General features: G+C 65.8%; 16 protein-coding genes and 1 pseudogene. 4 read left to right on the plus strand and 13 right to left on the minus strand.

Going from position 1 to position 22,447, the window contains the following annotated elements:
- Positions 1-280 precede the first annotated feature (280 nt).
- The 5 genes from HY699_08040 to HY699_08060 all read right to left on the minus strand — a co-directional run bounded on the left by HY699_08040 (position 281) and on the right by HY699_08060 (position 5,540).
- Entirely contained in the window at positions 281-1,084 is an 804-nt protein-coding gene (locus HY699_08040) for an enoyl-CoA hydratase/isomerase family protein (GenBank protein MBI4515751.1), read from the minus strand.
- A complete protein-coding gene (locus tag HY699_08045) occupies positions 1,077-2,630 on the minus strand; it encodes a long-chain fatty acid--CoA ligase (protein ID MBI4515752.1) in 1,554 nt (517 codons plus the stop codon). Before HY699_08045 ends, HY699_08040 begins: the two co-directional genes overlap by 8 nt.
- 11 nt (positions 2,631-2,641) lie before the next feature.
- Positions 2,642-3,934, minus strand: coding sequence for a hypothetical protein (locus tag HY699_08050; GenBank protein ID MBI4515753.1), 1,293 nt, complete (start codon positions 3,932-3,934; stop codon positions 2,642-2,644).
- Between the two features lie 320 nt (positions 3,935-4,254).
- Positions 4,255-5,166: an alpha/beta fold hydrolase gene (locus HY699_08055; protein ID MBI4515754.1), complete on the minus strand. Its 912-nt coding sequence runs from the start codon at positions 5,164-5,166 to the stop codon at positions 4,255-4,257.
- A gap of 35 nt (positions 5,167-5,201) precedes the next feature.
- A complete protein-coding gene (locus HY699_08060) occupies positions 5,202-5,540 on the minus strand; it encodes a hypothetical protein (GenBank protein ID MBI4515755.1) in 339 nt (112 codons plus the stop codon).
- A gap of 167 nt (positions 5,541-5,707) precedes the next feature.
- On the opposite strand from HY699_08060, the gene HY699_08065 reads away from it, so the two are divergent.
- Positions 5,708-6,346, plus strand: a complete 639-nt coding sequence (locus HY699_08065) for a TetR/AcrR family transcriptional regulator (GenBank protein MBI4515756.1) — start codon at positions 5,708-5,710, stop codon at positions 6,344-6,346.
- Between the two features lie 6 nt (positions 6,347-6,352).
- Here the strand turns inward: HY699_08065 and HY699_08070 are convergent, their stop codons facing one another.
- The 4 genes and pseudogenes from HY699_08070 to HY699_08085 form a co-directional block, all read right to left on the minus strand.
- Positions 6,353-7,528 carry a CoA transferase gene (locus tag HY699_08070; protein MBI4515757.1) on the minus strand — a complete coding sequence of 392 codons (1,176 nt, stop codon included), beginning with the start codon at positions 7,526-7,528 and terminating at the stop codon, positions 6,353-6,355.
- Between the two features lie 339 nt (positions 7,529-7,867).
- Entirely contained in the window at positions 7,868-8,944 is a 1,077-nt protein-coding gene (locus HY699_08075; protein MBI4515758.1) for a TIGR03617 family F420-dependent LLM class oxidoreductase, read from the minus strand.
- Positions 8,945-9,142: 198 nt separating this feature from the next.
- Positions 9,143-10,115 (minus strand): annotated as a pseudogene (locus HY699_08080) (restriction endonuclease).
- Positions 10,108-11,658, minus strand: a complete 1,551-nt coding sequence (locus HY699_08085) for an Eco57I restriction-modification methylase domain-containing protein (GenBank protein MBI4515759.1) — start codon at positions 11,656-11,658, stop codon at positions 10,108-10,110. The pseudogene HY699_08080 and the gene HY699_08085 overlap by 8 nt, the downstream one beginning before the upstream one ends.
- 214 nt (positions 11,659-11,872) lie before the next feature.
- Between HY699_08085 and HY699_08090 the strand changes: the two genes are divergently transcribed.
- A complete protein-coding gene (locus tag HY699_08090) occupies positions 11,873-12,787 on the plus strand; it encodes a sulfotransferase domain-containing protein (protein ID MBI4515760.1) in 915 nt (304 codons plus the stop codon).
- A 15-nt stretch (positions 12,788-12,802) separates the two neighbouring features.
- Here the strand turns inward: HY699_08090 and HY699_08095 are convergent, their stop codons facing one another.
- Together HY699_08095 and HY699_08100 are read right to left on the minus strand one after the other, a co-directional pair.
- Positions 12,803-13,684, minus strand: a complete 882-nt coding sequence (locus HY699_08095) for an enoyl-CoA hydratase/isomerase family protein (protein ID MBI4515761.1) — start codon at positions 13,682-13,684, stop codon at positions 12,803-12,805.
- A gap of 16 nt (positions 13,685-13,700) precedes the next feature.
- Entirely contained in the window at positions 13,701-14,132 is a 432-nt protein-coding gene (locus HY699_08100; protein MBI4515762.1) for a hypothetical protein, read from the minus strand.
- A gap of 196 nt (positions 14,133-14,328) precedes the next feature.
- On the opposite strand from HY699_08100, the gene HY699_08105 reads away from it, so the two are divergent.
- Positions 14,329-15,513, plus strand: a complete 1,185-nt coding sequence (locus HY699_08105) for a sodium:calcium antiporter (GenBank protein ID MBI4515763.1) — start codon at positions 14,329-14,331, stop codon at positions 15,511-15,513.
- A 21-nt stretch (positions 15,514-15,534) separates the two neighbouring features.
- Here the strand turns inward: HY699_08105 and trxA are convergent, their stop codons facing one another.
- Entirely contained in the window at positions 15,535-15,861 is a 327-nt protein-coding gene (gene trxA, locus HY699_08110; protein MBI4515764.1) for a thioredoxin, read from the minus strand.
- A gap of 132 nt (positions 15,862-15,993) precedes the next feature.
- Between trxA and HY699_08115 the strand changes: the two genes are divergently transcribed.
- Positions 15,994-19,017 carry a glycosyltransferase family 39 protein gene (locus tag HY699_08115; GenBank protein MBI4515765.1) on the plus strand — a complete coding sequence of 1,008 codons (3,024 nt, stop codon included), beginning with the start codon at positions 15,994-15,996 and terminating at the stop codon, positions 19,015-19,017.
- Between the two features lie 873 nt (positions 19,018-19,890).
- Here HY699_08115 and HY699_08120 read toward each other — a convergent pair.
- Complete coding sequence (locus tag HY699_08120) at positions 19,891-22,326, minus strand: hypothetical protein (protein ID MBI4515766.1); 2,436 nt, start codon at positions 22,324-22,326, stop codon at positions 19,891-19,893.
- Between the last annotated feature and the right edge of the window lie 121 nt (positions 22,327-22,447).

Raw genomic sequence — 22,447 nt, forward strand, 5'->3', positions numbered from 1 at the left:
ACGATCTCGTCATAGAGGTCTCGCCAGTCCGGGTTCTGAGCTTCGATCAGCTCGATCTTCCACTGGCCAGGATGTAAACGCAGAACTGCTTGTCCATAGCGCCAAACGCCAAACTGGATTCCCGCTTTCGCGGGAATGACGGCCATAACACCGAACCACGTTACCCACAAATTTGTCGCGCACCCTCTTGGCGCCGGCGCACTGAGCGGATTCGGGCGAAGCCGGCGGCCGAGCCCTTCACCCCGACCGCTTCGGCAGGCCTAGCGCGGAGCAACGCACCTCACCGGCCCTGGTAGCGCGGCGGGCGCTTTTGCGCGAAGGCGGTCATCCCTTCCTTGAAGTCTTTGCTGCGAGCGGCGAGTTCGAGCGCGAAGGCTTCGTTGCTCAGGGCATCGGCAAGATCGACGTCGAGCGCGCGGTGCATCAGCCACTTGGTGAGACCCAGCGCGATGGTGGCAGCGCCGGCCAGCTCGGCGACGAGCGCCTCGGTGGCACCTTCGAGGTCGGCGTCGGGAACGGCGGCGTAGACGAGGCCCCACTCCGCCGCTCGCCGGCCGTCGAGCTCGCGCCCCAGCAGCAACATCTGCTTCGCCCGCGTCAGGCCGACCAGCCGTTGCAGCAGGTACGTGCCGCCGCTGTCGGGGGTGAACCCGCGCTTGACGAAGGGCTCGACGAAACGCGCGGTCTCGGAGGCGATGGTGAAGTCGGAAGCCAGCGCGAGATGGCAGCCGAGGCCGCTGGCCCAACCGCGCACGCCGCAGACGATTGGAAGCTGGACGTTGAGCATCGCCGAAATCAAGCGATTCGCTCCGCGCGGCATGCGCCGCTGTATGTCGCCGGCGCGCGGCTTCTTGTCGCCCTCGGTATTGACGGCAACCAGATCCATGCCGGCGCAAAAGTGCTCGCCTTCGCCGCTCAGCACAACCACGCGCACCTCTTCGTTGTCGGGTGCGTTCTCGATCGCGGCGATCAACTGTGCCAGCATCTCGCGCGTCATCGAGTTGCGTCTTTCCGGTCGTTGCAGGCGGAGGCGCAGCAACGGCCCGTCCTGCTGCACCTCGAGTTCGGGTCTGCTTTCAGCCATCGGACTCCCTCGCTTGATTGGCCGGCGCGCTCTGCGGTGCCGGCTCCGTCTGAAATAGCGCGCGCACACCCGCCTCACTGACCTTCATCGAAGCCGTACGTGGCAGGCTTGCCACAACGCGCACCTCGGCGGGAACCTGGTAGGCGACGAGATGCTCACGGGTAAAGGTGCGGAGCTGCTCGCCGTCGATCGGCGGGACCCCGTCATTCAGCTCGACGGCGGCGACCGGCACCTCGCCGAGGCGCGGGTCGGGCACGCCCACGACGGCCGCCTCGCGGACAGATGGGTGCCGTTCGAGCACGCCCGCCACGTCGGCCGGCACGATCTTGAAGCCGCCGCGATTGATGATGTTGTCGGCGCGCCCCTTGATCCAGACAAATTCGTCCGCGTCGATACTCGCGAGGTCGGTGGTGCGCACCCAGCCCGCGCCGCTCGCTTGCGCCGACCTCACCTCCAACAGACCCACAGACCCGGCCGGCAGCTCGCGGCCGTCGCCGGGATCGACCACGCGCAGCTCGCAGCCCGGATGCGCGCGGCCGACGCTGCCGCGCTTGGCTTGCGCCCACTTGCGGTGATCCTCGATCGTCCAGCCCGCCACGCCGCCGGCAAACTCCGTCGCGCCGTACGACACCAGCACCGGGATGCCGTAGCGCCGCTCGAACGCGACGGCTGTCTCGGGCGGCAGAGGCGCGGTGCTCGACAACACGGCCTTGATGCTCGACAGATCCTCGCGCGCAACGTTGGCGTCGAGCACCATGCGAACCGCCGCGGGCACGAGGCTGACTGACTTGGGGCGATGGCGCTTGACCAGCTCCAGCCACGGCTCGACACGAAACCGTTCGAGCAGCGCAATCGGTCGGCCGTCGACGACGCACAGTATGGTGCGCCACAATCCGCCGACGTGAACCAACGGCGCGCTGATGATCGCGACGCCCTGGCGCAGCGTTCGTTTCTCCGCGCCGCCCTTGCCGCGCTCGTAGTGCGCTACGCTGGCGAGGGACCGTTCGAGGGCGTCGTAGCTGAGCGCGACGCGCTTGGGCGGCCCGGTCGTGCCGCTGGTCAACATCTCCACCGCGACGCCCGGAAGCGGCTCGCGATGTGGGCCGGGGCCGCGGTGGGCGAGCCCGGCCTCCATTGCGATCGGTGGCAGCTCATGTTCACTGAGTGTGAGTCCCAGACTGCCCGCCGCCGCCGCGGCGCTTACCACCTCCGGCCGGTTCCAATCCGCACGGCACGCGACGATCGCCGGCAAGCGCAACTGGCGCAGGTCTCCGGCTAGCTTCGTGTCGCCCTGATGTGGATTGATGCTCACCACACACCGGCGCGTTGCCAGCACGGCGAGCAGGGCGCCCACGACGGCCGGCCGGTTTCGCAGAATCAGGCCGACGGCCGCGCCGGTGCCCAGACCGGCGTTGGTCAACTCGCGATCGAGACCGTCGATGATCGCCGATAACTCTTGCCACGGATGCCACACGCGCTCGAATTCGACGGCGCCCGCGGCCGGATCGATTCGCAGCACCTCGCGGATGCGCTCAGAGATGTCCATCAGCTCGGACGTCACACCGGCGAGCCCAAGGGGAGGGGCGCTTGCTCGCCTGGTTGCTCCTCGGCTGCGAAGCGCCGAGCGAGGACTTCGAGCAAGCCCTGGAGATCGCTGGCGCCGCCGGGTAAGTCGGGAAGTCGCACCGCGCCGTGTTGGCGACTCGGCAGCAAGATCGTGGCGTGGCCGGGCGTGGTGATCTCGCTACGCTGGTTCTCGCCCCACAGGTCGAGCTCCACGGCCGGACGGTCGCCGTCCGCAAGATACTTTCTGGTGATCCGCCCGCGCATCCAGTGCGTGTCGCCGACGAAGTTGAAGGCGCGAAATTGGCAGTCGAGCTTCCACAGCCAGGCGTCGTCTCCCATCCAATCGGTGCAGAGGTGAATCAGCCAGGTCTCGCGCATGCGGCCGTAGTCGTAGGTCGTCGGGTTGCCGGCCTTGCGTGCGTAGGCCGGGTCCCAGTGGCAGCGCTGCATGGCGTCGGGGATGTTCAACTCGTCGCGGTGGTAAAAGCCTGGAACCCGCTGGCGGTTCTTGTACGCCAGGCGCAGGGCGCCGACGCCGTAGAGGCCCATGCCGACGCCGACGTGCCAGCAGATGATGTCGGTGACGGTCAGCGGCCCCTTGACGAGCGGGCCCACCTCGTCGCCCTCGTTCACGTCTTCCCACAGGCGGGGCGTGGTACCGCGCGCCGTTTCGCGCGCGTATTGCGCGTCGATCGCTGCGAGTTGCTCGTCGCTGTAAGGGGCGATGGTGACCGGCCTCGACTCGCCCCGCTCCTGCGCCTTCTGGCGCTCGGTGCGAATCATCAGCAGCGACTGCGCCGAGAGCAGCGCGCTCTGGTCGTCGCGAAACACGTTGGCGGTCCATTCGTGCACCGCGCGTTCGGCGAAACGGCTGTGCTTGTCGAGCGCGGCGACCAAGGCGTTGCGGCGGTAGACCCGGCGGTCCGGATGCAGCGGCCGCCACCACTCGCGGCTGCTCCCGGAGTAGAACGCGTGCACGCCGCGCAGCGGATCGCCGCGCATCAGTTCCTTCTGGTCGGGGCTCAGCCGAGTCACCTCGTCGACCCCGATGAGGGTGTCTCCTCCGACCATCGCCGGATGCGCAATCACGCTGCCCCAGCGGGTTCCCGCCGCGTACGCAGGATCACTCCAGAGCGGGTTGTCGTCGCCGATGGCGTTGGCGAAGATGCGGAACGCGTCCGCGTTCGGACACTGGTAGTGAGGCGGACGCGGGTGCGGCACGGGAACGGCGATCCGCCGGCGCAGCCGGGCGATGCCGTCATCCGTGATTCGCGCCGTCTCCACGCAGACACCTAGCGAGAACTAGGCTGAATACGGGTCGCGCAAAGACGCAAAGCCGCCAAGAGTCTTGGTGCTGAACGGCACGGCGAATCTTCCGAACGTCTCTTCTCTCTTCTCACCATTCGGCTCTGCTCCTTTGCGTCGGCTGATTCGGTCTACCACCGACACCGGCGCCCGAAAAGGGGAACAGGCCCCCCGACGTCGGCACGGCCGGAGTTGCGCTGGCTCCAGAGGTCTGCGGCGCACAACACCGTCCCGGCGGTCGCCCTTCACCGTATCCGATCACCCTCGCCGGGCTTCCTGCCGGCGGCGCTGTCGCGAGGTCAGGCGCTGCTCTCAGCTAAGGGCGCCGCTCCCGCGGCCGGCCTGATCGCGGCATTCGATGGTAGACTGGCGGGTTTGGTCGAGGCGATGAAGTCGACGAGCACCTCGACGAACCGCTCGGGGACCTCACAATGCGGGAAGTGGCCGACTTCGTCGAAGATCACGAGGCGGCTGCCGGGCATGGCCGTGTGGGCAGCGACGGCGTGGCTCACCGGAATGAACGGGTCTTGCGCACCCCACACGATCAGCGTCGGCACGTGCGATGCCAGGTACAGCCGGTCGGTGGCGCTCACCGCCTGCCCGTCCAAGTCGACGACGGCACGCAGGGTACGGAAGAACGCCCGCCGGGTGTCCGCTTCGGCCAGCGACGCGTAGCTGCGCCACACTTCTTCGATGGCGGGGGCGGGCCGAACCCCGGATCGGTGGAGCCATGACCCCAGCTGTTTCCCCGCGTCTCGTAAGAACGCTGTGCAGACGAGCGGGAAGACGTATTCGGCACCAGGAAAGCTCAACGCCCGGAGGACGAGGCTGACTTCCCGGCCCAACCCACCACTGCCCACCAGCACCAGGCGCTCGCAGCGCTCGGGATACTGGTAGGCCAGCTGCATCGCGACGCCGCCGCCGAGTGATTGGCCGACAAAGGTCGCGTGCTCATAGCCGAGGGCGTTCAAGAGATCGCGAAGGGCGTTGGCATGAGCGCCGAGCGAGTACTCTCCCCGTGGCTTGTCCGACTTGCCATGGCCGAGGAGGTCGGGAGCAAGGACCGTGAAGCGCTGCGCCAGGGCCGGCATGACGTGCCGCCAGGTTCTTGAGCTGCCGGCCATGCCGTGCACGAGCAGCAGCACGGGGCCGTTGCCGGCGGTGCGGAAGGCGACTCGGTGGCCATGGATCGACAGATGCTGCGGTTTCATCGCGGCCTCCGGCACCACAGTGTCCAGGCCTGCGGTCAGCGGCCGAACACGCTGCGGAAGCGCTCGACGACCGAGGCCGCAGTCGCACGGGCGTCGGCGAGGACGGAATCGGCAGACTGCTTGATGTCGCGCCAGGACTCACCCGCGGCAGCAGCAAGGCGCTTGAGGGTCCGTGCGACCTCGCGCTGGCTTGATTGCAGGACGTCGAGTTGAGCACGAGCCTCCGTGCGCAGCTCGCGAATGCGCGCCCGCGCGTCGGCCTCAATCTTCCGCTCCGCCTTGCGCAAGCCCCGCTGGATCTCGGCGATCGACTTTTCCAGGTGCTTGACGCCTTGGTCGATTTCGCCGTACGCGGCCCGTGCTTCGCGGGACATCGCCGTGCGCGCCCGCTGGGCGGCACTCACCACTTTGAAACGCTTCCGCGGTGCTTTGGTGGACATCATCCGCTCCTTCCATGCAGTCCCTACGCTTTCGTAGGTTACGGCTACGGTTACGTAGCTTACGGTTGCGTAACTTACGCTGGCGGTGTAGGAATGTCAACATGGCGCACCGAAAGAGATCGGCGTCCGGGCTCCGGCTCAGCGCATCGGCGCGGCGCACCCAGCTCGTCGAGATCGCCCGCGGCGTTTTCGCGCAGCGCGGCTACGAAGCCACCTCGGTGGAAGAAATCGCGGCGCGTGCGAAGGTCTCGAAGCCGATCGTCTACGAACACTTCGGCGGCAAGGAGGGCTTGTACGCGGTGCTCGTCGACCGCGAGATGGAGCATGTCGTCACCCGGATCTCCGACGCCATTGCCACGGGCACACCGCGGGAGCGGGTCGAGCGCGCCGCGCTGGCGTTTCTCTCCTACGTGCGAGACCAGTCGGACGGGTTTGTCGTACTGTCGCGTGACGCGCCCCTGACCTTGGCGCGGGGCGGCATGTCGAGTCTCCTTAACGACGTGGCCGAACGCGTGTCCGAGGTCTTCACCACGACTTTCAAGAAAGCCGGATACGATCCGAAGACGGCGCCGATCTACGCCCACGCGCTGGTGGGAATGGTCACGTTCGTCGGACAATGGTGGACGGAAACCCGCAAGCCCCCCATCGAGGAGGTCGCAAGTCACCTTGCTGCGCTGGCCTGGATGGGTCTGCGCCACCTGCCGAAGCGTCCGAAGCTCGCGGTCAAGCCGCAGACGTGACCCCGATCAATCGACTATTCCCGCGTCACGCAACTCCGCGATGCGCTGCGATGAGTAGCCGACATCGCGCAAGATGGCCTCGGTGAACTCGCCCGGCTGCGGGTCGACGTTGCGGATCACGCCGGGCGTTTCGGACATGCGGACCAGGATACCCGTTTGTGCTACGCTGCCGCGCGTCGGATGCGCGACTTCGCGGATCATGGCGCGCTGCCGCAGGTGCGGGTCGGCGGTCAGCTCCGCAATGGAATAGACCGGCGCGACGCACGTGTCGGCGTGCATCAGCAGCGCCACCCACTCGTCTCGGGTCTTGGTGCGGAACGTCTCGCGGAATCGCCGGAACATCTCGGCTCGCTTCTCGCCGTCGGCAAACTGGTGGGGGATGAGGTCCTCCAGGCCGATGAGACGGCAGAGGTTCTGATAGAACCAGGACTCGATCGCGCCCACGCTGAGATACTTCCCGTCCTTGGTCTCGTAAATGTTGTACCAGGGATACTGGCCGGTGAGCAAAGTCGCCCCGCGCGTCGGCTCGACTCCGGTGCTGAGGTACTCGTCGATGGCTACCGACATCATGTTCACGATGCCGTCGGTCGCAGCTACATCGAGAAACTGGCCGTGGCCGGTGCGCTGTCTGGCGACGACGGCCGCCAGGATCGCGATGGCGGCCTGCATACCGCCCCCGGCGCTGTCGGCCGCCGTCGCCCCGGGAATTACCGGCGGCCCGTCTTGCGTGCCGGTCATGCCCACGGTGCCGCCGATCGACTGATAGTTGATGTCGTGGCCGACCACGTCGCGATAGGGCCCGTCCGCGCCGTAGCCGGTGAGGCAGCAGTAAATGAGCCGCGGGTTCAGGATGCGTAACGCATTGTAGTGCACGCCGAGCCGTTCGGCAGCGGCGGGCCGAAGTCCGACCATGACGACGTCGGCCGATTGCGCGAGTCGGCGGAACACTTCGAGCCCCGGTTCGCTCTTGAGGTCGAGACCGAGGACCTTGGTGTTGCGCCGCATGCCGTAGGCCCAGAACGGCGCCTTCCATTGTGTACGGCCGCGCTTCTCCATCACCGAGCGGGCCTCGACGATGCGCACCGCGTCCGCGCCCAGGTCGGCCAGGATCTTGATGCAGTGGGCGCCCGGACCAACGTTGGTCAGGTCCACCACCTTGATGCCGTCCAGTGCCGCGCTCATTACCCTACCTCGGGGCAGCCAGTGTCCTGAGCTGCAAATTTGATGAACAAATCGAAGCTCGGCGAGAAGCGATATCCGCACCCGTCATTCCGGCGAAAGCCGGAATCCAGGCTCGACCCCATACCCCCGCCTGGATACCGGCTTTCGCCGGTAAGACCGACCCTCTGCCGGGATTTCTTGGGCAAAGCCCCTGGAAGCAAAGAGCGCCGCTCCTTACCAAGGAGGGGAACACATTTGCAGTGCGGGAGCTTGCTCCCGCCTTGAGTGGTGCAGGGCGCCGCTGCATGCCTCGAAAGCGGCGGCAAGCCGCCGCACTCCACATTGACAAGTGCGCACGGTTCATTGGTCCAACATCCTCGCGCCGCACGAGTCGGGCCGGTGGAGTTCCGCGATCGCCTGCTTCAGCCAGCCTTCGTCGCGTTGCAGCTCCGGCGCACCGTCGATGAGGAAGGTGGAGAAGATTCCCCGGCAACGCTCCTTCACCTTCGCGGCGAACTCGTCGCCCACGGCGACGATGGCGAACTCCTCCATGATTTCGTCGCTGATCAATTTTGGCATCTCGCGCCACTTGCCTTCGAGCGAAAGCTGATGGAGCTGCATCCCCAAGTCCGCCCAGCCATGGAACTCCAACACCGAGTGATACGTGCGCGTCGAAGAGTAGAAGGCGATGCGCTGCTTGACCGCTGCCTTCGCAGCCTCGAGCCCGTCCTTGGTCTTACTGACGGCCAGAAACGGGCAGCCGACGACGTCGATGTCGGCGGCCTTGCGGCCGGCTTTGGCCGCGCCGGCGGCGAGCGCGGGCAGGACCACATCGCGCGTGTGGCGAAACGTGGACAGCGGATGCAGCCGGATGCCGTCGCACAGCTCGCCGGCGAGGCGGCACATGTACGGGTTGACGGCTGCGAGGTAGATGGGAACGTGCGGGTGCTCGATCGGCCCAGGGTTGAAGAACGGCGTCATCATGCTGAACTGGTAGTACTTGCCGGTGAAATAGGTCGGCTGCTTCGGGTTCTGGAAGCTGGCGAACATCGCTTTGACGCAGAGCACGTAGTCGCGCATGCGCGGGCCCGGCGGCCCGGTCCAGGGCGCGGCGTAGCGCCGCTCGTTGTGGCCCTTCACCTGTGTGCCGAGGCCCAACTGGAAGCGTCCGCCCGAGAGCGCTTGTAAGTCCCACGCGACCTGCGCGGTGGCCAGCGGGCTGCGCGGGAACGAGATCGCCACGTTGGTGCCGAGGCTGATGCGGCGCGTATGCTCTGCCGCGATCGCCAGCGGCACGAACGGGTCATGGCCGGCCTCCGGCGTCGTCGCGCCGTCGAAGCCCAACTCTTCCACCCGGCGCGCCGCTGCCGCGATGGCGTCAATGCGCATTCCGCCCGCGACCGTCCCGGCGTACTGCGCCGTGTCCGGGCTCAACATCGTCGTTTCAACTCGCATCGTCTCCTCTGCTGCTTGATAGCTTTGGGAATTCCGTCCGTCGCTCCCACTCAGTTGCGACCGCAAGATGCTCACGACGAAACCGGGAGTTCAAGCCAGCCTGCTCGATTTTGTTCTTTCGTGTTCCGCTCACTCACCTGAATTCCACCGAGCCGAGATGCGCGGCAGCGACAGACAGGCTCAGGTGTACGGACCGAGGAAGCGCTCACCGTTGAAATGAATGATGTGGCTGGGCGCCTCGGCAACCCAGACTTCCGTCTCCCACGCGATGTGCGCGAGGTACCGCGTCATGGCACGTCGGCTGAGGAATGCGGTAACAAACACTAGCCCGGCCCTAGCCGTTCCAAAGAGTTCCTTCAGCTCATTGTGCCGCTTGAGACCGATTGGACCGTGGCTTGTCACGGCCTCGATCAGGACCAGCCAGTTCTTCTGCTCAAGGTGGATGACCAAGTCCGGGATCTTTCCGTGCTCCTCGATTTTCACCCCGAGCCGTTCGAGGTAGCCGTCCTCAATGTGCCGCTTCTTGTCCCCCGTGTCCCCGACGTAAATCACGATCCCGCCGGGAGTGAAACGCGGGCAGAACTCCTCGACGATCTTCTTGACGAGTTCATTCTGCCCGCCAGCCGTCAGCCTCAGCTCTCTGCCATCCGGAAGCCTCACTGGGATCATCCCCATTTCGCGCTCTCTGGGCTGGAGTCGGCGGAGGACGTTTTCAGTCTTGAGGAAAGCCGCCAAGGTGTCGTTCCACGCTGGCGAAGCGTACGCGCGAGCGAGCCGGAGCAACGTGGGGGCCACTTGATAACGATTGTCTGGGCTGTTCACAGGCCGACGTGGGTTGTCGGGATTCGCGACGACGAGGCCCATTTGGACGAACTGGTGAATGGGTAAACCGACGAACCGTTTCTCGCGTATTCGGCGCGTATCTCTTTCCAAATTGCTCTCGAAAAACGTCCATCATCTCGGTGATCCCGAGCATGGGATTGTCCGCTTCGGTCCACCGTCGGCGTAGCGTCATCCCGAGCAGCGCCAGGAGCGTGAACGCGGATCGCTCGTTTTGTTGTTCTCGTGGCACGTTCAACGCCTTGAGGATGGCGAGTGCCTCGGCGACCCGTTTCGCGCCGGAGACTTGCCCCCTGCGCGTGCGCTCAGCCACGAAACACGACCTCCTCGACGAGACGATCCAGTTCCTCCTGCGCGGGGAAGACTTCTCCGATCCGCCGGCCCAATTCGATCAGACTGCTCCAGGCCGGATATCGCAGCGATCGGAGATCCGTAGCATTGACCTGGGTGTGTCCGCTGAATTGGCGGAAGTAGGAATCCACCGACGTCGAATTCAAGTAGGCGGCCAGTCCTCTCGCCACGGTCGGCGGCAATCCGGAGCCCCGAAAGTGAAAGTAGTTGAGGTGGTTCTCGAACGCGACCCGTTTGGCTGCCACACGTGCGGGGTCATAGACGGCGGCCACGACCCGGCGCGGCTCTTCCTTGGCCGAGAACCTCTTCACCAGCACGTAGTGCTCCGCCGGGACCAAGAGGTCGTCGGTTCGGGCGCAGAGCGCAAGCGCGTTCGGCTTGCGGGCGCGAGCGTTTGGCCACTCCACGAATCCGCCTTGAAGGTGGCAGGGATAGATGAGGGGCACGGTATCCCTCGCTGGGCGACTGCGGAGAAAATCCTTTGCCCTGAAGTCCACGACGCGTCCGGTGGAGACGGTAAGGCCGAGAGCCGCCAGGCGCGCATCGAGGCTCCCTATCCGGTGACGGACCGGATCTCCTTCGGCGTCGGGGACGATGTGGATGAAGGTATCAGGATCGCTGGGTCGAACGAGATCGTCGTGCTTGATCGTTCGGGTACGCACGCAGGACTCGTCTGGGTCGAGACTTGACGAGACAACCACGTCGGTGCCCCGATTCATGGTTCTCTCCGCGCGGAACACGATATTCTCCTGGAGGACCTCGTCGTCGGCGAACGTGCGGTCCCGGGAGTCGAAGACGTGGACTCGGCGAAATCGCATGCTCCCCAGAAAGAAGCGGCGGAACGGCTCGAAGTAGGGGCCGTTGCAGAAGCTCCTTGGCGTGATTGCGACCATCTCACCGCCGGGAACGAGGAGCCGCGCCGCAACCGCTAGGAAGCCAGCATACAAGTTGCTGGTCTCAACCCCGATTTTGCGCAGGAGCTTCCGTTCATGCGAGTCTGCACGGATCTTTCTATAGGGCGGGTTCAAGATGGTAGTGTCAAACCGTTCGTCCTGTCCCGAGCCGAAGAGATCACCGGCTAAGGTCGTCGCCCCGACTTCGAGGAAGTCCTCGGTGACGATGCGTCCCTCAAATCGGATTCCAGCGCTCTCGCTAGTCGCCCTGCACAAATCGAGCGTCTTCTGGAGATAACCGATGAGCACCGGATCAATCTCGTAGGCAGTCAAGGTAATGGCGCGCGGGGGTCGCGGCCTCAAGCACATTGCCGCCACGAGCGCGGCCGAGAGCGACCCAACTCCGGCACCTGGATCGAGTACGCGGATAACCGAGTTATTGCACTCGATCATGCTGGCCATGAACACGGCCACGGACGCAGGGGTCAGGAACTGTCCCATGAGAATGCGGCGCCGGGGATCCAACCGCTGCACGGCCTCTCTTCGGGCTCCATCAACCGCCGCCGCCAGTGAATTCGCGCCGCTCGGCTTAAGACCCGCAATAGGCTTCATGGCTGCCGCACCCACAATAACCTCTTCTGCCACCATCCCGCTTCGCTCTCAACCCGAACGAGCTTTGACTGCCGGGGCTACGTGAGCCGATCAGACGGTGTTCGGCCAGCGCTGTACCCCGGCAGGCTCGGCGGCCTCCGGGTTTCCAACCGAACGCCGCTCATGGCATGAAGGGGGCCATGAGACGGCGCGCACGTGATCCGGCGAGGGCTCTGTGATTGCTGATTCCACCACGGCGTTGAAGTACGTTAAACTCTCCGGCCGCGAAGACCTACGCTACTTTCCCGATTTCCTCATCGTCGGCCCGCAGCGCACCGGCACCACCTGGCTGCACGCCAACCTGCGCTACCACCCGCAAATCATGCTCTCGGAGCCCAAGGAGCTGTATTTTTTCAGCAGCTTGAAAGCGCCCGGGCGCCAGCGCTGTCCCTCGAACGAGCTGGAGTGGTACCTGCAATTCTTTCGCGAACCGCTGCGGCGGGTGCTGCTGCGCAACGCCATCAGCCTGTGGCGCTACCGCACGCTCTACCGCCCGCAAGTACGCGGCGAGGCGACCGCCAGCTACGCCGCCATCGATCGCGACGTGATCGAGGAAATCACCGCACTCAAGCCGGCGATCAAAGTCATCCTCATGATTCGCGACCCGATCGAGCGGGCGTGGTCGCATGCGAAGAAGGACCTGGTCCGCAACCGCAGCCGCAAGTTTGCCGACGTCACCGCGAGCGAGTTCGAGCAGTTCTTCGCCGACCCCTATCAGCGGCGCTGCGCGCGTTACGTCGAGAACATCGATAACTGGTCGGCCTGCTTACTGCCGGGCCACCTGCTGGTGGCCTTGTTCGACGACATCGACAGCCGGCCCGAGGCGCTGCTGCTTGAAGTCATGAGCTTCCTCGGCGTCGCCGCCGAGCGCCGCTACCTCGGGCGCGGTGCGGGCGAGGCGGTCAACCCTACCGGGGCCAGCAAGATCCCGGAGCGCTACCGGCGGTTTCTCGAAGCCTTGCTCAAAGACGACCTGGCCGAACTCGAGGCGCGACTCGGCTTGTCGTGGTCTGCCGCGGGCACGCTCGTGCGGCGGCGAGACCTCGCCACCGCGGAGCGCGGCTTTGTACTCGCCCTCGACCGCCGCTAGGCGCGGCCACCGCCACTACTTCTTCTCCTTCTCGTACTCTGCCAGCAGCGCCTGGCGCAGCTCTTTCTCCTGCTCGCGGATGCCCCAGAAGCGGGGCGGGCGCTTCGCCGTAAACGCCGCGCCGCCTTCCTTGCCCTCCGGCATGTCGAACCAGTCCGGATAGAACATGCTGGAGATGACCCCGAGGTCGGCGTAGCCATCCATCTCTTGGTCGAAAGCGGCCTTGAGGATTTCCAAACAGCCGGGGCTGACGCGCAGCAACTCCTCGCACCACTTGTCCACTTCCTCTTCCAAACGGTCCAACGGCACCACCTTGTTGACCAGCCCCATCGCATAGGCCTCCAGCGCGGTGTAGCGGCGGCACAGCATCCACATCTCGCGCGCCCGCTTGGCGCCGACCACCTTGACGAGATACGGAACGAAAAAGCCGTCGGCCGGGCTGGAGACCTTCGGGCCGGCCTGACCGAGGATGGCGTTCTCCGCGGCAATGGTGAAATCGCAGACGTAGGCCAAGTGATTGTGGCCGCCGAGGCAGTAGCCTTGGACCGCGGCGATCACCGGCTTGCGCGACAAGCGAACCAGGCGATTGTGCGGGTAGCGGTTGTAAAAGGCCTCGCGCAACCCCCACTGCTCCCACTCGACGTCGCCGCCGGCGCCGAAGTGTTTGCCGGCACCGGCGATGATGATCGCGCCGATGGCGGTGTCGTGGTTGGCGTCGTAAAAGGCGCGGAACATCTCATCGACCGTGTGCAGCGTCATGGTGTTGAGCTTCTCCGGCTTGTTGATCGAGACGCGCGCCACGCCCCCCTGTAACTCTTGGTGGAATTTCTTCTCGTAGACGATCTCGCCGAAGTCGAGCCCCGTGCCTGTTACCCGTTCCCATTTGGTCCAGCTCATGGTTGCTACCTTTCTGCTACAGGCTGCCGATAACCGTCTTGGCGGCGTGGATCAGTTCCAGGAGCCCGGCCGCGTCCAGCGGCTGTAAACCCTGGGGCAACCCGCCATCGAGCCCCAACAAGGCAGACCAGATCGGGCAGGCATAGAGCACCACGCCCGCGTCGCGGGCGCGCGCGACCAGCGCCTTGGCATCGAGCTGGCGGCCGTCGCCGCGGCCGCCGCAGACCGGAGCCCCGACACGTGCCGCGTGATCGGCCAGCAGCAGGCGCAGCTCTTGGCCGGAGAGCTCGCGCGGCCAGTCGAAGCTGCCGCGGGCCAGCGCCGCCAGCGCCGCTTGCGTGAACAGCACACCGACTTCCTGCCCTGCCGCCTTGGCGTTGATTGCCAGAACGAGGCTGCCGACCAGCGAGCTGGCCAGCGCGTCGCGTTGTATCAACAGTAAGTCCATCGCACCCTTATCCTCCCGCCGGCGATCGCGTGACCGCTCTGGCCGGCCATTTAATGCGATCAAGAATCAAATTGCGAGAGCTGCGCGGCTACCGGTGCAGTGACGGCCGCAGGCGGTGCTCCGAGCGGCTGGCGTAACATGGTTGAACCTCACGCCGTACCCGTGTAGGCAGGGGCGACTTGTGGGTAGGGCATTCATGACGCGATGGTTTCCGATTTTGCTGGCCGCCTTGACGACGCTGCCGGCGCTGGTCTTGCGCTTCGGCGGCTATCACCTGGCGCCGGGCACCGAAGCGGCGCTGTTCGGCTTGGCGATTCTCGGCGCGGCTTTTCTGCTCACCTGGGCGGCAGAGGTGGCGCAGGTCGATATCTCCCAAGGGCTGGCGCTGGCGTTTCTGGCTCTAATCGCGGTGCTGCCGGAATACGCGGTCGATCTCTATTTTGCCTGGAGAGCGGCGGCGCAGCCCGAGTACGCATCCTACGCCACCGCCAACATGACCGGCGCCAACCGGTTGCTGATCGGGGTGGCGTGGCCGCTGATCGTGGCGCTGTTCTGGTGGCGCGGGCGCCAGCGCGAGTTGCAGCTGCCGCACAGCCGCTCGGTGGAGCTGGTGTTCCTCACTGCCGCCACCATTTACTCGTTCGTCATCCCGCTCAAGGGGACGATCTCGCTGCTCGATACGCTGGTGCTGGTCGGCTGCTTTGTCGCCTACATGTGGCGCACCGCGCACGGCGAGGTTGAGGAGCCCGAGTTGCTCGGCCCGGCTGAGGCACTGGGAGAACTGCGCCCGGCCCTGCGGCGTACGGCGGTGGGGCTGCTGTTCGTCTTCTCGGCGGTGGCGATCTTCGCCTCGGCGGAACGGTTTGCCGAGGCGCTCATCCACGTCGGCAAGAATGCCGGCATCGATGAGTTCCTCTTGGTGCAGTGGCTGGCGCCGCTGGCCTCGGAGGCCCCCGAGGTAGTGATCGCCTGCATCCTGACGCTGCGGGGCGATGCCCAGGCCGGTATGGGCGCGATGATCTCCTCGAAGGTGAACCAGTGGACGCTGCTGGTCGGCACCCTCCCGCTGGTCTACAGCATCGCCATGGGTGCGCCCGCGGCGCTGCAGTTGGATGCCCGCCAGGTCGAGGAGGTCCTGCTGACTTCGGCGCAGTCGCTATTCGCCGTTATGATCCTCTCCAACCTGCGCTTGTCGCTGGTGGAAGCGGCAGGACTGTTCGTGTTGTTCGGCGGGCAACTATTGTTCTCGGACCCGCACGTGCGCTACGGTTTCTCGGCGGCCTATCTCGTGCTCGCGGCTGCCATCTTCGTGCGCCGGCCCAAGGATTTGCTGGGGTTGTTTCGCAACGGCTTGCGCCATCATAACGGCCAGCAGCAATAGCCGCGCGTGCGCGCGCGCAGCTTACGCCAGCACGCGATCGATGGCCTTGACCAGGTGCGCCTTGGGCACCGCGCCGACGATCTGGTCTTGTACCTGACCGCTCTTGAAGATGATCAGGTTCGGAATGCCCCGCACGCCGTATTTGGACGGCGTTTGCGGGTTATCGTCCACATTCAATTTGACCACCTTGAGCTTGCCGGCGTACTCCTGTGAGAGTTGCTCGACGACGGGGGCGATGGCCTTGCACGGCCCGCACCACGGCGCCCAGAAGTCGATCAGAACGGGCACGGCCGCCTGCAAGACCTCTTGCTCGAACGAGGCGTCACTGACTTCGACTATGTTGGCCACGGCGCGGTCTCCTTCACGCTTGAGTGGCACCGACCATAACTTCGGGTCGTGCACGATTCAACCCGTCGGTCGGCTGTGACTTGCGCCGTGCCGGTACTCCATGCAATGGCGGGCGGCGAGCGTGATGGTCAAGTGAGCAATGCGGACGAAAGCGGCTCCCTCAACCACAAGCCACTCGTTGGGTTCCTGCGAGTGATCCTGCTGGTCTTGGCGCTCGCGCTCGGCGCGCTCGGCTACCACGACCTCTTTGTGCCGCGCTTTCCCTGGTGGCGTTGGGCGGGGGAGTTGCTTGCCGGCTGTGCGTTGCTGGCCAGCGCCTTCGGCCCGGTGGCGGCACCGCACGAATCGCGCTGGCGGCGCGCATTGCGCTGGGCGGCCGGCGCGACGGCGCTGGCGGCGGCTGCGATCTTTCTGGTGCTGCAGCCGCAAGCCGGGCGAGAACTCGCCGCCGGTGTGGCGGCGCTGGCGGCGCTGGCGGCGTTTACACTCGCGCGCTGGCTGCCTTTTACGCCGGCAGACGTTCGGGCGCTGCTCGGCGACGACTCCGTGGCCGCGCCAGCCGAGTCAAGCCCCGGCAGTGTGCGGATCATGCGGGCGGCGGCAGCCGTCGCGGCGGTCGCCGTTGGCGTGCTGGCGGCCTACGTGAACTCGACTAACCACCTGGCGGCCTTTGTATTGTGGCTGGCGAGTCTGGCGCTGTTGGCGGGGGCGGTGTGGCCGCGCACCGGCGTGGCCGCGGCCGCCGACTCGTGGCGGCATGATGGCGGCCCGGAGCTGTCGCCGCGTACGGCCGCGGTGGCGTTACTGCTCATCCTCACGCTGGCGCTGGCACTGCGGGTGATCGCGCTCAAGGAGGTGCCGGGGCTGATCGATCCGGACGAGGGCCGCCAAGGCCGCTACGCGGAACGTATCTGGAAGGACGGTTTTCCTGATGCCTTTGGTATCGGCTGGAACGTCTTCCCGCATTTAGCGTACATGACCGAGTACGTCGGGGTGCAGCTGCTGGGGACCAGCAACGCCAACCTGCGGCTGTCGGCGGCCGTCATCGGGGTGTTGAGTCTGGTGCCGGTCTTCTTCTGGGCGCGCCGCTGGTGGGGCAATGTGATCGCGCTGCTGGCGGTGCTGTTGCTCGCCATCAATCGTGATCACATTTCGTGGAGCCGGGTAGCGCTCAACAACATGCAGCAAGTGCTGGTGGCCGGGTTGATGCTGGCGGCATTCGCCCGGCTGCTGCGCACCCGCCGTGCCCTCGACTGGGTGTGGCTGGGGTATGCCACCGGCCTGGCGTTTCACACCTATCACGCCGCCAAGCTGTTCCCAGCGCTGCTGGCCGTGATCGCGCTGGTGTTTGCGGTCGGGATGCCGGGCTTCCTGCGCCGCTTTGCTGCGGGGCTACCGCTGGCAGCGCTGGCGTTCTTGCTCTGCTTCGGACCGTTGCTAGTGACCATCCACCAGCGCTGGGAAGGATTTTACGGCGGCACCTCGAACCGCGTCGACCTCTACCAGCTCACCGCCGCCTATCACGCCGGGGACATCGTGCGGGTGCGTGACTACCTCTGGACTCACGTGGCGGGCTGCTTGTTGTCATTCACCAGCGTGCCGAGCGAGGGGCCGACTTTCGATCCCTGGGTGGCGGTGCCGTTCGTGCTCGGCATGGGCTGGTGGCTGTGGCGCTGGCGCGACCCGCGCCACGTAGTCGTGCTGGTGTGGGTGCTGGGCATCCTGGTGATCGGCGGCATGATCACCGACTATCCGCCGTGGAAGGCGCGTCTGCTCGGCTTTCTGCCCGCGCTCTGCGTAATCCCGGCCGTGGTCGCCGGCCGTGCCCGCGCCGCGTTATGGCAGTGGTCGCCGCGCCACGCCGACTTGGTTGCGACCCCGCTCTTGCTCGCTTGGCTGGCGGCGGCGCTCTATGCCAACTGGCACAACGTGTTCGTGTACGTGGCCGGCTTGCAGCGGGGCGACATCATGACCGAGATCTGCCGGGCAATTGACGAGGCCCCCCTGCCGGCAACGGTGTACATGGTGGGCGGAGCAGTCATGGCCGAGCCCAAGGTGGCTGCCAACGATTGCATGATCGCACCCAATCCGCAGCGGGCCCTGGTGAACCTGCCCGATGATCCGCTCGCCGTGCCTATCCCGCCGGCCAACCGCGGCAACGCGGTGCTGCTGGTCGCCTTTCGCCAGCAGGAGTTGCTGCCGCTGATCCAGCACTACTATCCTGAGGCGCACTACCGCATTGTTCACGAGCCCCGCGGTGCGGCGATGCTGCACGTTTTCACCGTGCGCGATGACGTCATCCATCGCAGTCGTGGCCTGCGCGCCAACTACCGCTCAGCAGTGCGTAGCTGGAGCTCGGCGGAGGGCTGCGAGGTGTTTCAGGCGCCGGCCGAGGCGCCGGCCGCTGACTTCCCGCTCACCGCCGTTTGGCGCGGCCTGGTGTGGGCGGGCGCGCCGGGAGCTTACGGCTTTCGCGGCACCAGCGAACTGCTGATCGACGACCGTCCGGCCGGCGACCGGGAGCTGCACTTGGCCGCGGGGTGGCATGCGATCGAGGTGCGGGCGCGGCTGAGCACGCCGGCGGATCACGTTGCACTCGAATGGCAGCCGCCGGCCGCCGCCGACTGGTCCGCCATTCCGCGCGCGCTGCTGCACACTCATCCGGAGGCGCACGGGTTGTTGGGCCGCTATTTCGCTCGGCCGATCGGCGAGCTATCGGCAGAGCCGATCGCTGCTGAGCCCGACTACACGCGGCTCGAGGCCGCCGTTAGCTTTGATCTGTTCAGTCAGTTCGACGAACTGCCACCGGCGCCGTTTGCGGCGCGGCCGTCAACTTTGGAGTGGGCCGGCACGGTCGAGTTGCCCGAGGGCCGCAGCCACGGCTTGCGGCTCGAGGCCACCACACCGGCGAGCGTCTTCCTCGACGGCACCCTGGTGGCCATGACCGCGGGCGGGCACGAGCCGCAACCAGTCACGGTCGAACTCAGCGGCGTGCACGGCCGCCGGCCGATACTCATCCGCAGCCTGCGCCCGGCGGATGACAACCCTGAGTTCTGGAAGTTGCGCGTGCTCTGGCGTACGCCCGGTGGCGACTGGACCGCCTTCGTGGACTACCGCCCGCCCGCGGCTGCCGCGGCTCGCGACCACACGCGGTGATGACGATGTTTGCATAGACATCAATCTGTGCCTGGGCTAGGCTTTGACTCAACATGGTGGGCCGACGGATGCCACGGGGCGGGCCACGGGGTCGGCTCCTGATTCCGATCGTTGTCAGTGCCCTGGCGTACCTTGGGCCGGCGGCTGCCGAGCCTACCCCGAACCCGACCTGGACCGCCTGCACCGGCAACTGCGATAGCGGACCGGACGTCACGGTTGACGAGTTGGTCAAGGGTGTGAACATCGCCCTTGGTTTTGCCACGCTCGATACCTGCCCAGTGTTCGACAGCGATGGCGACGAGGCGGTCACCGTCGATGAGTTGGTCAAGGCGGTGAACAACGCCCTCTACGGCTGCGGCGTGACCCCGCCGACGCCAGCGCCCACCCATACCCGCACCAACACTGCGACACCTACTCAGACGGGCACGCCTACTCATTCGCCCACACCCACCACCCCACCGCCGCCAACGGCAACGACCACGCCATCGCCGACCGCGACGGTCAGCAGTTGCCCGCAGGACTTCGCCCACGACAACATCAACGCCAGCTTCGCCTGCGTTTTCATCGGCCGGTGGCATCCGAGCTGCGGCAGTGACGATCTGGTTTCCAGCTTCGCCACCGACGGCGAGGTGATCGTGGCGATCTTCGTTGATCCCGAAGTGTTTTTCGGCGCCAGCGTGACCTCTGCCACCCGCGCCTCGATCGAGGGTTGGTTCACGCAGCCCGACGTGTCCGACTTCCAAGAGGTGCACGGCACCATGATGTTGAGCAACAGCAACAAGACCTTCGTGGTCGATCCCAACAGCGCACCGTTCAAGATCAGCAATTGCAGTTTCGAGCGCTACGAAGGGGCTTTTGCCGGGTTGGTGGATCTCACCGGCGCCGCCTCGTCTCCGACCGCCGAGGCGGTGCTGACAGCGTTTCGCCGCCAGCGCGCCGCCCGGAGTGAACGCGCGTACGCTGGCGCCACCACAACAGAGCAACCGGGACCAGCAAGAGGACTCCAGCCCGCCCGTACCCCGAGGCCGACAGTTGACAGCCAGTGACACCGGCAGCTGGCGGCGTTGCCGCCGCCGCCTGCCCGGCCAACCGTTCTGGCACGACGATCGCGCCATCGGCTGCGTCGATCGGCACCCGGTGGCCGAAAGCATCGCTGCCCATTACGTTGGAGAGCGCCAAGGCGTATCGCCCCGGGCTGGTCCCGGCGGTAACCTCGACCTCGCAGGTGTACAGCACCGAACCGTCGGCGATTGGGTCAAGGTCTGCGAAAGAGAAGATGATCGCGCGCATCATCTGTGTACAAGCACGACTCACACATTCAACCGGATAGGATGCAAACGCTCCCGTCTTGTCGATTGCCGGATTCACCCGGCATGCGGGCTTCCCGTGGGCGTTCATGGCGATCGCCGCGCGCTCATCGAAGGAGATGTCATTCTGCACCCCCACCACTGCACCGCCTTCGGCGTGAAGCGTGACGGCGATGGTCGCACGCCCGCCGGGCGCCACCTGGGCCGAGCCTGCCTGCAGTACGGCGAATTGCGTCCGAGCTGGCGTTGCTGTTGGCCACGGCGTCGATGCACGCGGCGTTTTGGTCGCAGTCGGTGTTCGCGTTGGCCACGGTGTGGCGCCAGCGGCGGCCGTGCAACCGCCGCTGACCAGCCCAACGGTGAGATTGCTGGGCAGGTCGGCAACGGTGATCGTACGGGCGACGGTGTGCGTCACGGTGTCGATAACAGAGACGGTTCCCTCTGCTCGGTTGGTCACGTACGCGACGTTGCCGCCGCGATCGAAGACCACATCGGCGAGGAATCCGCCGATAGGAATGGTCGCGGTGACTGCCTGGGCCGCAATGTCCAACACGACCACCGTCGCGGGCAATGCAAAGCATTCGGGCTCGCACACCCACCGCCTGTGGGACACGAGAACGTAGGCAAAGCGTCCGTCTGGGCTCACCGAAACGCCGGCGTCGTTGCCGCCGATGGGCATGGCGACGGTGTTGATCACCATGTTCGTATTCGTGTCGACCACGGCGACGGTGTTGAAGTAGTAATCGGGGTTATCTCCGGGTGCCAGCGTGACATACAGCGACTGACCGTCGGGCGTCATTGCCAAGGACCCGGCACCCAATTGGGTTTCCCCGACGTCGATCGTGGTTGCCACCCGACGCGTGCTGGTGTCGATGACCGACACCGCTCGGGATTCGGCAATTGAGACGTAGAGGAAGCGGCCGTCTGGCGTGGCGGCGATTGCACGCGGGCTTCCGGCGATCGGGATGCTGATGAGCCTCTTGGTAACGAGGTTGATGGCTACGACACCGCCGGCGTGTGGGACGTACGCGGTCGCGCCGTCCGGACTAAGGACGACGCCGTTAGCCCGGTACCCAATGGCGATGCGATCCGTGACTCGACTCGTCGCCATATCGAGGACCGCGAGTTGCCCGGCCGCTCCGCCGACCGAATCCACAACCACGTATGCGAAGCGGCCATCGGGACTGATCGCTATGCCGGCCGGCCAGTCATTGTACGGCGCAGTCCACGAACTCCCGACGTCAAACGACCTGGCAAGCAGATTTGCCGTGGGGTCGATCATGGAAAGGCTGACGCGATCAGACGCCGCAAATTGCCCGTGGGTGAGCAAGACGCACGCTTGGCCTGCCGCCGGAGTAGGCGGTTGCCCGGGTGTCGGCGTGAGGGTGTCGGTGTCAGGGGGCGCTGGGGGCGGCGGCGCGATGGCCACGCCGAATGCTCCGTCGCCGACGGCAACGTCAGCAGACACCGTGAACCGCGTGAGATCGATCAGGGCCGCCCGGCTGGTCGGGCCGCTAATCGCGATCACCGCGACGGTGCCTTCAGGGCTGACAGCAATCCGGCCGGCCAGGCCATCGTTGCGAATGGGCAGCCGACTGATCACCTTGTTCGTTGCCGTATTCATGACCAGCAGGCGTGGGAAGCCGTCGGGATAGTTCGAACCGGTGAGATAGGCGAGGCCGCCATCTGGACTCACGCCGATGCTCGCGATCACGGCATCAACCGGCACGATCGCCACCACGGCCAGTCGTTCGGTGTCGACGACGGTTACTACGGTGCCGCCGGCGACGTATGCAAAGCGACCGTCGGGACTAAGCGCCAGATCATGCGCCTGGAGAAAGATCTCGACGGAGCCTACAACCCGCCGCGTCGCACGCTCGATGATGGTGATAAACCCAATGTCACGATCGTCAACCGTCTCACTTGATGACGTGACGTACACCAGCGCCCCGTCGGGGCTGAACGCGATGCCTTCGACCTGACTAAGTACTCCATCTCGCAATTACGGTGACGTATTTTGATCATGCAATCACGCAGCTTTGGCAAGGGGACACTCCTTCGCGTGGAGTTTTTCCAGCAGACTGGCGAGGTCCTGCCGGGTGAAGGTCCACCGAAACGGCGTC

Source organism: Deltaproteobacteria bacterium, assembly GCA_016210005.1.
Lineage (GTDB): Bacteria > Desulfobacterota > Binatia > HRBIN30 > JACQVA1 > JACQVA1.